We start from the raw sequence: 12,559 nt of genomic DNA, 5'->3' as shown, positions 1-12,559 counted from the left end.
CAGACCAGTGGCGAGAGTATAGGTCGGACCAGATGGAATGTTGCAAGTATGTTTCTATATTTTTTCAAATATGATCTAAGAAACGCGATCCAGCTGGCAAAATTTGGAGGTGGCGCACTCATGGATTCGGGTGAATTTTGTTTTAGATCATTTTTAAGTGTGATTTCGGTCACTTATCCGATTTTGCAGAATTAACAACTGGAGCAGCACTTTCCGGAAGCGTAAAATATCCCCAACGTTTATCTGGCACCTTAGGTGCACATACAGAGGAAATCAACGATGAGTAAATGTAGTGCTGATGAAACCCCGGTTTGCTGCTGTATGGATGTTGGCACCATTATGGACAACTCCGACTGCACCGCGTCTTACAGCCGCGTGTTTGCAAACCGCGCAGAAGCAGAACAAACGCTGGCGGCGCTGACTGAAAAAGCCCGTAGCGTGGAATCCGAACCTTGCAAAATCACCCCGACTTTCACTGAAGAGTCTGACGGTGTGCGCCTGGATATCGATTTCACTTTTGCCTGCGAAGCTGAAATGTTGATCTTCCAGCTGGGTCTGCGTTAATTCCTCTCGGGTATATACGCCCCTGTCAGTTCCTGGCGGGGGCTTTTTTATTTTCTCTTCCTCTTTTCTCTCTGTGTCATAGCTCCCACTTTCCCTTTTCTCCACTTGGCTAAATGTAAAAAAATGGTTAAGACTATGATCAGGTCAGACCACTTTATTTATTTTTTTACAGGGGAGTGTTATGGGTCAGGTTTTACCGCTGATTACCCGCCAGGGCGATCGTATCGCCATTGTTAGCGGCTTACGTACGCCTTTTGCCCGTCAGGCGACGGCTTTTCATGGCATTCCCGCTGTTGATTTGGGGAAGATGGTCGTAGGCGAATTGCTGGCACGCAGCGAGATCCCCGCCGAAGTGATTGAACAACTGGTTTTTGGTCAGGTCGTACAAATGCCTGAAGCCCCCAACATTGCGCGTGAAATTGTTCTTGGCACCGGAATGAATGTCCATACCGATGCTTACAGCGTCAGCCGCGCTTGTGCTACCAGTTTTCAGGCGGTTGCAAACGTCGCCGAAAGCCTGATGGCGGGAACTATTCGTGCGGGGATTGCCGGCGGGGCAGATTCCTCTTCCGTATTGCCCATTGGTGTTAGTAAAAAACTGGCGCGCGTGTTGGTGGATGTCAACAAAGCCCGCACGATGAGCCAACGACTGAAACTTTTTTCTCGCCTGCGTTTGCGTGACTTAATGCCCGTACCGCCTGCGGTGGCGGAGTATTCCACAGGCTTGCGGATGGGCGACACCGCCGAACAAATGGCGAAAACCTACGGTATTACTCGCGAACAGCAAGATGCGCTGGCGCACCGTTCACATCAGCGTGCTGCTCAGGCATGGTCAGAAGATAAGCTCAAAGAAGAGGTAATGACCGCCTACGTTCCTCCTTATAAACAACCGCTCGCGGAAGACAACAATATTCGCGGCAATTCCACGCTTGCTGATTACGCAAAGCTGCGTCCGGCGTTTGATCGCAAACACGGGACGGTAACGGCAGCAAACAGTACGCCGCTGACCGATGGCGCAGCGGCGGTGATCCTGATGACTGAATCACGGGCGAAAGAATTGGGCCTGGTGCCGCTGGGATATCTGCGTAGCTACGCATTTACCGCTATTGATGTCTGGCAGGACATGTTGCTCGGCCCGGCCTGGTCAACGCCGCTGGCGCTGGAACGCGCTGGATTGACGATGGCCGATCTGACATTGATTGACATGCACGAAGCCTTTGCCGCCCAGACGCTGGCTAATATTCAGTTGCTTGGCAGCGAACGTTTTGCGCGCGACGTACTGGGGCGTTCCCATGCTACTGGTGAAGTGGACGATAGTAAGTTTAACGTGCTTGGTGGTTCCATTGCGTACGGGCATCCCTTCGCAGCGACTGGAGCGCGGATGATTACCCAGACATTGCATGAACTTCGCCGTCGCGGCGGTGGATTTGGCTTAGTGACCGCTTGTGCTGCTGGTGGGCTTGGTGCGGCAATGGTTCTGGAGGCGGAATAATGGAAATGGCATCAGCTTTTACTCTTAATGTTCGTCTGGACAACATTGCAGTCATCACCATCGACGTTCCCGGTGAGAAAATGAATACCCTGAAGGCGGAGTTTGCCTCGCAGGTGCGCACCATTATTAAGCAACTTCGCGAAAACAAAGAATTACGTGGAGTTGTATTTATCTCAGCGAAACCGGACAACTTTATCGCCGGAGCAGACATCAACATGATCGGCAACTGCAAAACGGCGCAAGAAGCGGAAGAGCTGGCGCGGCAGGGGCAACAGTTAATGGCGGAGATTCATGCTCTGCCTGTTCCGGTTATCGCGGCTATTCATGGCGCTTGCCTGGGGGGCGGGCTGGAACTGGCACTGGCGTGTCATGGCCGCGTCTGCAGTGACGATCCTAAAACGGTGCTTGGCTTGCCGGAAGTTCAGCTTGGATTATTGCCAGGTTCAGGCGGTACTCAGCGTTTGCCGCGCCTCATTGGCGTCAGCACCGCGCTGGAGATGATCCTCACAGGCAAGCAACTACGGGCAAAGCAGGCTTTCAAACTGGGGCTGGTGGATGATGTCGTTCCGCACTCTATTTTACTGGAATCCGCCGTTGAGTTGGCAAAGCAGGATCGACTATCTTCCCGCCCGCTACCTGTACGCGAGCGTATTCTGGCGGGGCCGCTAGGTCGTGCACTGTTGTTCAAAATGGTCGGCAAGAAAACAGAGCAGAAAACTCAGGGGAACTATCCGGCGACAAAACGCATTCTTGAAGTCATCGAAACCGGATTAGCGCAAGGCACCAGTAGCGGCTATGACGCGGAAGCCCGTGCCTTTGGTGAACTGGCGATGACACCACAATCGCAGGCTCTGCGTAGTATCTTTTTTGCCAGTACCGAAGTGAAGAAAGATCCGGGCAGTGATGCTCCGCCCGCGCCGTTAAATAGCGTAGGAATTTTAGGTGGTGGCTTGATGGGGGGCGGTATTGCTTATGTTACTGCTTGTAAAGCGGGCTTGCCGGTCAGAATTAAAGATATCAACCCGCAGGGCATAAATCATGCATTGAAGTACAGCTGGGATCAGTTGGAGGGCAAAGTGCGCCGCCGACATCTCAAAGCCAGCGAACGTGACAAACAGCTGGCATTAATTTCGGGAACAACGGATTATCGCGGCTTTGCCCATCGTGACTTAATTATTGAAGCGGTGTTTGAAAATCTCGAATTAAAACAAAAGATGGTGGCGGAAGTAGAGGAAAATTGCGCCACTCATACCATCTTCGCTTCGAATACGTCATCTTTACCAATTAGCGATATTGCCGCTCACGCCTCGCGGCCGGAGCAGGTTATCGGTCTTCATTTCTTCAGCCCGGTAGAAAAAATGCCGCTGGTGGAGATCATTCCCCATACGGGGACATCGGCGCAAACCATCGCTACAACGGTAAAACTGGCGAAAAAACAGGGAAAAACGCCAATTGTTGTGCGTGACAAAGCCGGGTTTTATGTCAATCGCATTTTAGCGCCTTACATCAATGAAGCTATCCGCATGTTGACTGAAGGTGAACGGGTTGAGCATATCGATGCCGCACTGGTCAAGTTTGGTTTTCCGGTGGGACCAATCCAACTTTTGGATGAGGTAGGAATCGACACCGGGACTAAAATTATTCCTGTACTGGAAGCCGCTTATGGAGAACGTTTTAGCGCGCCTGCAAATGTTGTTTCTTCAATTTTGAATGACGATCGCAAAGGCAGAAAAAATGGTCGGGGTTTCTATCTTTATGGGCCGAAAGGGCGTAAAAGCAAAAAACAGGTCGATCCTGCTATTTATCCGCTGATTGGCGCGCAAGGGCAGGGGCGACTCTCCGCACCGCAGGTTGCTGAACGGTGTGTGATGATGATGCTGAATGAAGCTGTACGTTGTCTGGACGAGCAGGTTATCCGTAGCGTGCGTGACGGGGATATCGGCGCGGTATTTGGAATTGGGTTTCCGCCGTTTCTCGGTGGCCCATTTCGCTATATCGACGCTCTCGGTGCGGCAGAAGTGGTTGCAATAATGCAACGTCTGACCGCGCGGTACGGTTCTCGTTTTACCCCTTGCGATCGTTTAGTTGAGATGAGCGAACGTGGGGAAAGTTTTTGGAAAACAACTGCAACTGACCTGCAATAAGAAGGTCAAAGTTATATGAATCCGCGCTGAATGGCGGAGTGTTGGTCAAAATGTAAACGCATATTGACTATACTTACGCCATTGAGGTAAAAAACAGCGTTTCATTCGGTGAATGGATAAGGCACAATGCCGGCCACCGTCGTGTTTCTCTGGTTTCAGATGAAACACGATGGGCGAATCTGGTTAACAAAAGCGGTGCAATATGCAAGTTTTTATCATGCGTCACGGCGACGCAGCCCTCGATGCCGCCAGTGATTCGGTTCGTCCTCTGACCACTAATGGTTGTGACGAATCTCGCCTGATGGCGAACTGGCTGAAAGGTCAAAAAGTGGAAATCGAACGTGTTCTGGTGAGCCCGTTCCTGCGAGCCGAGCAAACACTGGAAGAAGTGGCGGATTGTATGGACCTGCCTTCCAGTGTAGAAGTTCTGCCTGAGCTAACGCCCTGTGGCGATGTTGGTCTGGTCAGTGCGTATCTCCAGGCACTGACCAACGAAGGTGTCGAGTCGGTACTGGTTATCTCCCACTTACCATTAGTCGGGTATCTGGTTGCCGAGTTATGTCCGGGCGAAACGCCGCCTATGTTTACCACTTCAGCGATTGCCAGCGTTACACTTGATGAAAGTGGAAACGGTCAATTCAACTGGCAGATGAGCCCGTGTAATCTGAAGATGGCAAAAGCAATTTAAAAGCTCATATGCCCGGTTGCGTACGCGTATACCGGGCAAATTTTTTCTGTCCTAATTGTGATCATATTTTACATATCACGAATTTTATTATCTTTCTTGTTATTGAAACTGGTAATAACACAGTGGAATAATGGTTTTGTATCTTGAATATATATTAATTAATTTAATTGAGATTTAATCTTATCAATAAATAATTGCAAAATCATTATAAATTATCTCAGTGGTTTTTATATTCAATGCATTCACATTGATTATGATGTCTTTTCTTTTTTTTGATAATGCGCATGTTTTTTTATTGAAAAGCGAGTGAGATATTCTGGTTGTGTATTGATTAATTAAATCTACATAAAGTCTTTAAGTATTGCTACATTGATTATTTTTAAGGATAAGACCAACATAACGACACACCAGAGAATATCTGTTTACATTCTATGATTATTTGGGACATATGATGTTCAATGGTTAACTAAAAGCGTCAGACATAATATATACAATAATATTATGTCAGTTGCTTGTATTATACATTTTAATGATTTAAGGACAAATAATGAGTAAGTTTGCCAAAACAGCCATTGCTGCCGCAATGGTGATGGGCGCAGTTGTCTCCGCGTCAGCATTTGCTGCAGGCAACAACGGTACTGCACGTTTCTACGGCACCATTGAAGACTCCCCGTGCTCTATCGTTCCAGACGATCACAAACTGGAAGTGGATTTAGGTAACATCGGTGCCGAAGTACTGAAAAACAACGGGACTACCACGCCGAAAGATTTTCAGATTCGTTTGCAGGACTGCGTATTTGAAACCCAAACGAACATGGAAACGACGTTCACCGGTAACGTTTCTACGGGAAACGAGAATTACTACACCATTTTTAATACCGATACAGGTGCTGCGTTTAACAATGTAAGCCTGGCGATTGGTGATAAGCAAGGTACTTCCTATAAAAGCGGTGCTGGCATTAAACAGGCGATCGTAAATGACTCAGCAACCAATAAAGGCAAACCTAAACAGACTCTGAACTTCAAAGCCTGGTTAGTCGGTGCGACGGGTACGCCTGACCTGGGTGGTTTTGAAGCGAATACCACTTTCCAGATTACCTATCTCTAAGGTAATTCACCCCCATAGCATCTCGCTATGGGGGATTTTGGCGAGTTTTTGGACTTATTATAATAATCACGGATGAATACGTGTATGCCTGACCATTCCCTTTTCCGCTTACGGGCGCTTCCCTGGTGCGTTGCCGTGGCCATCTCTGGATGCCATATCAATGCCTGGGCTGATGAAGATATTCAGTTTGATTCCCGTTTTCTGGAATTAAAAGGCGACACGAAAATCGATCTAAAACGCTTTTCAAGCCAGGGTTATGTTGAACCGGGTAAATACAGTTTACAGGTTGAGGTGAATAAACAGCCATTACCCGGTGAATATGATATTTACTGGTATGCAACAGAAAATGATGCCAATAAGACTTACGCCTGCCTGTCGCCAGACCTGGTGGCACTGCTTGGTTTCAAAGAAGACATTGCGAAAAATTTGCAATGGGTTCACGACGGTAAATGCCTGAAGCCAGGCCAATTTGACGGTCTGGAAATGCGCGCTGATTTAAGCCAGTCCGCACTCCTTATCAGCTTGCCGCAGGCTTATCTTGAATACAGCGATGTCGACTGGGACCCTCCCTCGCGCTGGGATGATGGCATCTCAGGTTTAATTGCCGATTACAGCATCAATGCCCAAACCCGACACGAAGAAAATGGCGGTGATGACAGCAACGATATCAGCGGCAACGGTACGGTTGGCGTTAACCTCGGGCCGTGGCGCTTGCGAGCCGACTGGCAAAGCGATTATCAGCATACCCGCAGTAATGATGAAGAGACAGAAGACAGCACCGAAAGAAACTGGGACTGGAGCCGTTACTATGCCTGGCGCGCGTTACCGAGCCTGAAAGCCAAACTGGCACTCGGTGAAGATTACCTCGATTCCGATATATTCGATGGCTTTAACTACATCGGCGGTAGTATCAGTACTGACGATCAAATGCTGCCGCCGAACCTGCGCGGCTATGCCCCGGATATTTCCGGCGTGGCCCATACGGCGGCGAAAGTCACCGTTAGCCAGGCCGGGCGTATAATTTATGAAACCCAGGTGCCAGCCGGGCCATTCCGTATCCAGGATCTCGCCGATTTTAGCTCTGGTACGCTGCATGTGCGCATTGAAGAGGTGAACGGTCAGGTGCAGGAGTATGACATCAGCACTGCCTCCATGCCGTTCCTGACTCGCCCGGGCCAGGTGCGCTACAAAATTATGATGGGGCGACCACAGGAGTGGGGGCACCATGTGCAAGGCGGGTTCTTTTCCGGTGGCGAAGCGTCCTGGGGGATAGCAAACGGCTGGTCACTGTATGGCGGGGCGCTTGGCGATGAAAATTACCAGTCAGCCGCGCTTGGGATTGGTCGCGATCTCTCCGTTTTCGGTGCGATGGCCTTTGATATCACCCACTCGCATACCCGACTTGACGATTCGACCGCTTACGGAAAAAGCACGCTCGACGGTAACTCTTTCAGAGTCAGTTATTCCAAAGACTTTGATGAACTCAACAGCCGCGTCACCTTCGCCGGATACCGCTTCTCGGAAGAGAACTACATGACCATGAGCGAGTACCTGGACGCAAATGACAGCGCAATGGTCCGCTCAGGCAATGATAAAGAGATGTACACCGCCACCTATAACCAGAACTTCAGGGATGCCGGTGTTTCTGTTTACCTGAACTATACGCGCCACACCTACTGGGATCGTGATGAACAGACCAACTACAACGTAATGCTCTCCCACTATTTCAATATGGGCGGCATTCGTAACATGAGTATTTCTCTGACCGGTTATCGCTACGAGTATGACGACAGTGCTGACAAAGGCGTCTACATCTCCTTAAGTATGCCGTGGGGCGATAGCAGCGTTGTGAGTTACAACGGCAACTACGGTAGTGGTTCAGACAGCAGCCAGGTAGGGTATTTCAGCCGTATCGATGACGCCAGTCATTATCAGATAAACGTGGGCAACAGTGAAAATCACTCCAGCGTGGATGGTTATTACAGCCGTGACGGTTCAATGGCCCATGTGGACCTCAGTGCCAACTACCATGAAGGGCAGTACACCTCTGCCGGGTTGTCGCTACAGGGCGGCGCTACGCTCACGGCTCACGGTGGCGCGTTGCACCGTACTCAAAATATGGGCGGTACGCGATTACTGATTGACGCTGACGGTGTTGCTGACGTACCGGTCGAAGGAAACGGTGCAGCGGTGTACACCAATATGTTTGGCAAAGCCGTCGTTGCCGACGTCAATAACTACTACCGTAACCAGGCCACGATTGACCTGACCAAACTGCCAGAAGACGCCGAAGCCACACAGTCAGTGGTGCAGGCGACGCTTACCGAAGGCGCCATTGGCTACCGTCAATTTGCGGTCATCAGTGGGCAAAAGGCGATGGCTGTCCTGCGCATGAGTGATGGCAGTTACCCGCCATTTGGTGCGGAAGTGAGAAACGAACATGACCAGCAGGTCGGCCTGGTTGATGATGACGGCAACGTCTATCTGGCCGGGGTAAAAGCGGGCGAACACATGCGTGTCTCGTGGAATGGCGAACCTCACTGTGAGATCTCACTGCCAGACCCGCTACCCGCCGACCTGTTCAACGGCCTGTTACTGCCGTGCAAGCAACAAGGCGCGGTGATGCCTGCGGCTCCGGCAGAGATTAAACCGATGATTCAGGAACAAACGCAGCAGGTCACACCTGGCGCGGAACCCATGGCTATTTCAGCAAACCAATAACGTGATTAAGGATTGATCCATGTATACATTGACTCGCTCTGCAACACGCGTTGCCCCGGCGCTGGCGCTGCTGGTGGCCGCCAGTTTTACAACCCACGCATCGGTGACGCCCGATCGCACACGCCTGATCTTCAATGAAGGCGACAAATCTATTAGCGTCACGTTGCGCAATAACGACCCGAAGCAGCCCTACCTGGCACAAAGCTGGATGGAGGACGAAAAGGGCAACAAAATCAGCTCGCCACTTACGGTACTGCCGCCGGTACAGCGTATTGATGCGATGATGAATGGTCAGGTAAAAGTCCAGGGAATGCCGGATATCAACAAGTTACCCGCCGATCGTGAGAGCATGTTCTACTTTAACGTGCGTGAAATCCCGCCAAAATCGAACAAACCTAATACGCTGCAAATTGCCCTGCAAACGCGTATCAAATTGTTCTGGCGACCCAAGGCACTGGCAAAAATTAACATGAGAGACCCGTGGCAGCACAAGGTAACGTTAACCCGCAATGGCCAGGCGTTCACCGTCAACAACCCCACGCCGTATTACGTGATTATCAGCAATGCCAGCACACAGAAAAATGGTAATCCGGCAGCCGGGTTTACGCCGCTGGTCATGCCGCCGAAATCGTCCGCACCGTTGAATGTGAAGATGGACACTGTGCCGGTGCTGACTTATGTCAACGACTACGGTGCGCGATTGTCGCTGAACTTTAAATGCACTGGCAATAATTGCCAGGTGGATGCAGAGCAAAGCCGCAAAGGCTGATGCCGGGAGAGTCTTATGAAATACACGTTTCTGGTGGGAACGGGCATTTTTCTCCTGAGCGGCTGGCTGATGGGGAACCTTGCTGTCGCAGGGCAAAGTAAAAAGGTGTCATTGTCGTTGCGCATTTTGGTGGATGGGCCACCGCCCTGTTCCGTAAAGGGGAGCAACGTGGATTTTGGCAATGTCTACATTAGCAAAATCAATGGCACAAATTACCGTACCACGACCCCGCTTTATACCCTGAACTGTGATAACAGGGCGGTGGATGCTGATGAGCTGCGGATGCAGCTTAAAGGCGCTACCACCGTGATTAACGGGGAAACTGTCATGGCCACCGAAATACCAGGCCTGGGCATTCGCATCGAAAACGGTGCCGATAACTCTTTGTTCAGAGTGGGTGAAGGTAACTGGACTCCTTTCAACTTTTACCAGTCGCCCAATCTCAAAGCAGTGCCGGTTAAACAGAGCGGAGCGCAGCTTATGCCTGCGGTTTTTAACGCCACTATGACGATGGTGGTGGATTACCAATGAAAAAACACTTGTTCCTTTTACTCTGCACCTGCGGTGGCGTTGCGCTGGCGGCTGACGATGACATCACCTTCCACGGTACGCTGGTGGCACCGCCTGTCTGTGCTATCAGCGATGGAAAGACCCTCGAAGTGGAATTTCGCGATCTCATCATCGACAGTATCAACGGGGACTATGGCCGCAAGGAAGTGGAATATGACCTGAGCTGTGACTCTGACACGCGCGATCCCGAGTGGATTATGACGCTCACCTGGACGGGGACGCCGACCGCCTACAATAACGCGGCTATCGAAACAGACGTTCCCGGCTTTGGTATTGAGCTTCAGCATGATGGTCAGCGTTTTGTGTTGAATACTCCGCTTGCCATTAACGCCACCGATTTTACCCAAAAGCCGAAGCTGGAAGCCGTGCCAGTGAAGTCAGCCGATGCGGTGCTGAGTGATACCACGTTTTCAGCCTATGCAACATTGCGGGTGGATTATCAATGAAGACAGAACGTATTTATTCGCTCGGCTATGGGCTGTTAGCGGGCCTGCTGTTGATCGGCAGCACGCGTGCCCTGGCCGTGGACAACAACCTGCATTTTTACGGCAACTTACTCAGCCGCTCTTGTACGCTGGTGGTTGAGAGCGGGAATCTGGCCGAAGTCCATTTTCCGACTATCAGTCGTCGGGATCTTATGGCTACGGGGGAGTCTGCGCACATACCGGTGGTGTTTAAGCTGAAAGATTGTAAGGGGCCCGCGAGTTATCAGGTCCAGGTGACCCTTACCGGTACGGAAGACAGTGAGCAGCCCGGTTTCCTGGCGCTGGATACCACATCAATCGCGCAAGGCGTCGGAATTGGGATGGAAACGACGGACGGTGTACGGGTGGCGATTAACAACCCCTCCGGGGCGAAATTCACGCTTAGCGATGGCAGCAATAATATTAATTTCAGGGCCTGGCTACAGGCGAAAAGCGGTCGGGAAGTAACGATGGGCGATTTTACCGCCAACCTGACGGCAACCTTCGAGTATATATAATATGAAAAAATGGATGATTTGTTTCGCAAGTCTGATATTACTTGCTCTCAGTTTAGGAACCCCAAAGAGCTATGCTGGTGATAAGCTCTACAGCTCAAGCTTTCCAGGGACTGCAGTATATTATGCAATGAATAATGCCTCTATGCAGGGTACTTTATATTACTATGTTACGGTATTAACGCCAAAAGAAGTCGCTTATGGTCAATACAATGCAACACGCGCGGGGAGAGGCGATACTCTCCCGGTAATATCCTGGACCGGCTCAGGTCCGGCACCAAAGCTAGTGCTGGCTGACTGGGGCCGCACAGATAGCTCAAACTGCCCAGGTATGAATACGACTATATATGTCTGCGGATTTATGACTTTTAATGTCACGGTCGCATCTGATGATTATGGCTGCCCATGGATTGCCTCTCTTTATTCAGTTGCCCAGGCCAGTGGATTTAGTGCATATACAAGTCCAACAGTGAGTCGTACTGTTTGTCCAACAATTCCAGTATCTTCTTATGATATATCCTGGAGTGATAGTTATGTTAGCCATTCTAAAACGTTGCAATTACAATCCAATGGTTCAACCATCACGACAACGCTTTCGACCTATTTGATGGAAAGTGGCAATCTCTGCGATGGCAGTAATTTTGATGCCAGAGGAGCATACTGTCGTGCAGTTTCAGATTTATTAACGTTTACCTCTTATGGTTGCGATAATGCAAAGGTGACAGTCACACCGACACGTAAACCGTTAACGGATAGAAAACTCCACGACATTGTGGTGAAGGTGAATACCAGTAGTCGGCAACCGATTGATTCTACGTGCCGTTTCCAATATGTCTTAAATGAATTGTAATGTTAATCTTTCACCGACCAGTTAGCTGGTCGGTGAAAGTACATGTTGATAATGATGTCAGGGCAACTCAGGCGGCAACCACTCTTCCACTTCAATCAACACTAATAAAGCTGCATCACCGCCGTACTCTTTCGGTGCCTGATGAAACGCCATCACATGGGGATGTTGCGCCAGCCACAGCGGCGTTTGCTGCTTCAAAATATGCTTACCATGACCATGCATCACGCAGGCGCAAAACACATGTTCACGACGGCAGGCGGCAATCAGAGCCCCAAGTTCCTGCTTAGCTTGCAACTGCGTCAAACCGTGTAAATCCAAAAACAACTCCGGCGAATAATCGCCGCGGCGCAGTTTCTTCGCTTCAAAGTGGCTGACATCCGGACGGACATATTTCACCGGACCTTCGGTATTCAATAACGGTTGAAACTCATCGGAGAAATAATGGCTGGCATCGGCCTGTTCCTGAATTAACCGCTTGACCGGTACTTCGCTAATTTTTTTACGTAGCGGCCGATGGACGATGGTGTCCTGCTTTATCTGGCGGGTCCCCGCCATCAACTGGCGGAACAGCGCCTGGTCCTCCTCGCTAAGTGATGATTTCTTTTTCATTTACATCTCTCATTTCTAATTTTCCTACAGTTTACCCGACTCGTCGTCTAATCGATCGTTTTAAA

General features: G+C 50.1%; 12 protein-coding genes. 11 read left to right on the top strand and 1 reads right to left on the bottom strand.

Annotated features, from left to right (window positions below):
* Positions 1-279 precede the first annotated feature (279 nt).
* The 11 genes from QUE74_RS15095 (at position 280) to QUE74_RS15045 (ending at position 11,885) form a co-directional block, all read left to right on the top strand.
* Positions 280-564, top strand: coding sequence for a YfcZ/YiiS family protein (locus QUE74_RS15095; protein WP_001296261.1), 285 nt, complete (start codon positions 280-282; stop codon positions 562-564).
* 181 nt (positions 565-745) lie between these two features.
* A complete protein-coding gene (gene fadI / locus QUE74_RS15090) occupies positions 746-2,056 on the top strand; it encodes an acetyl-CoA C-acyltransferase FadI (protein ID WP_000531906.1) in 1,311 nt (436 codons plus the stop codon).
* Entirely contained in the window at positions 2,056-4,200 is a 2,145-nt protein-coding gene (gene fadJ / locus QUE74_RS15085) for a fatty acid oxidation complex subunit alpha FadJ (RefSeq protein WP_000425048.1), read from the top strand. The genes fadI and fadJ overlap by 1 nt, the downstream gene beginning before the upstream one ends.
* 202 nt (positions 4,201-4,402) lie before the next feature.
* Positions 4,403-4,888 carry a phosphohistidine phosphatase SixA gene (gene sixA / locus QUE74_RS15080; protein ID WP_001195813.1) on the top strand — a complete coding sequence of 162 codons (486 nt, stop codon included), beginning with the start codon at positions 4,403-4,405 and terminating at the stop codon, positions 4,886-4,888.
* Between the two features lie 547 nt (positions 4,889-5,435).
* Entirely contained in the window at positions 5,436-5,996 is a 561-nt protein-coding gene (locus QUE74_RS15075; RefSeq protein ID WP_000032631.1) for a fimbrial protein, read from the top strand.
* A gap of 84 nt (positions 5,997-6,080) precedes the next feature.
* Positions 6,081-8,717 carry a fimbrial biogenesis outer membrane usher protein gene (locus tag QUE74_RS15070; RefSeq protein WP_001354797.1) on the top strand — a complete coding sequence of 879 codons (2,637 nt, stop codon included), beginning with the start codon at positions 6,081-6,083 and terminating at the stop codon, positions 8,715-8,717.
* A gap of 19 nt (positions 8,718-8,736) precedes the next feature.
* A complete protein-coding gene (locus QUE74_RS15065) occupies positions 8,737-9,486 on the top strand; it encodes a fimbria/pilus periplasmic chaperone (RefSeq protein ID WP_000288458.1) in 750 nt (249 codons plus the stop codon).
* A gap of 15 nt (positions 9,487-9,501) precedes the next feature.
* The gene (locus QUE74_RS15060) at positions 9,502-10,017 is read left to right on the top strand and encodes a fimbrial protein (protein WP_000877916.1); all 516 of its coding nucleotides are present in this window, start codon (positions 9,502-9,504) and stop codon (positions 10,015-10,017) included.
* The gene (locus QUE74_RS15055) at positions 10,014-10,502 is read left to right on the top strand and encodes a fimbrial protein (protein ID WP_000716364.1); all 489 of its coding nucleotides are present in this window, start codon (positions 10,014-10,016) and stop codon (positions 10,500-10,502) included. The genes QUE74_RS15060 and QUE74_RS15055 overlap by 4 nt, the downstream gene beginning before the upstream one ends.
* A complete protein-coding gene (locus QUE74_RS15050; protein WP_000846255.1) occupies positions 10,499-11,038 on the top strand; it encodes a fimbrial protein in 540 nt (179 codons plus the stop codon). Before QUE74_RS15055 ends, QUE74_RS15050 begins: the two co-directional genes overlap by 4 nt.
* Position 11,039: 1 nt before the next feature.
* Positions 11,040-11,885: a StfH/YfcO family fimbrial adhesin gene (locus QUE74_RS15045; protein WP_001354796.1), complete on the top strand. Its 846-nt coding sequence runs from the start codon at positions 11,040-11,042 to the stop codon at positions 11,883-11,885.
* 57 nt (positions 11,886-11,942) lie between these two features.
* On the opposite strand, the gene smrB is transcribed toward QUE74_RS15045, so the two are convergent.
* Positions 11,943-12,494 carry an endonuclease SmrB gene (gene smrB, locus QUE74_RS15040; RefSeq protein WP_000730533.1) on the bottom strand — a complete coding sequence of 184 codons (552 nt, stop codon included), beginning with the start codon at positions 12,492-12,494 and terminating at the stop codon, positions 11,943-11,945.
* Positions 12,495-12,559 lie beyond the last annotated feature (65 nt).

The sequence above is a fragment of the Escherichia sp. 10290 genome (genome assembly GCF_030295155.1).
Lineage (GTDB): Bacteria > Pseudomonadota > Gammaproteobacteria > Enterobacterales > Enterobacteriaceae > Escherichia > Escherichia coli_F.
This window is presented reverse-complemented; position numbering and strand designations above follow the sequence as displayed.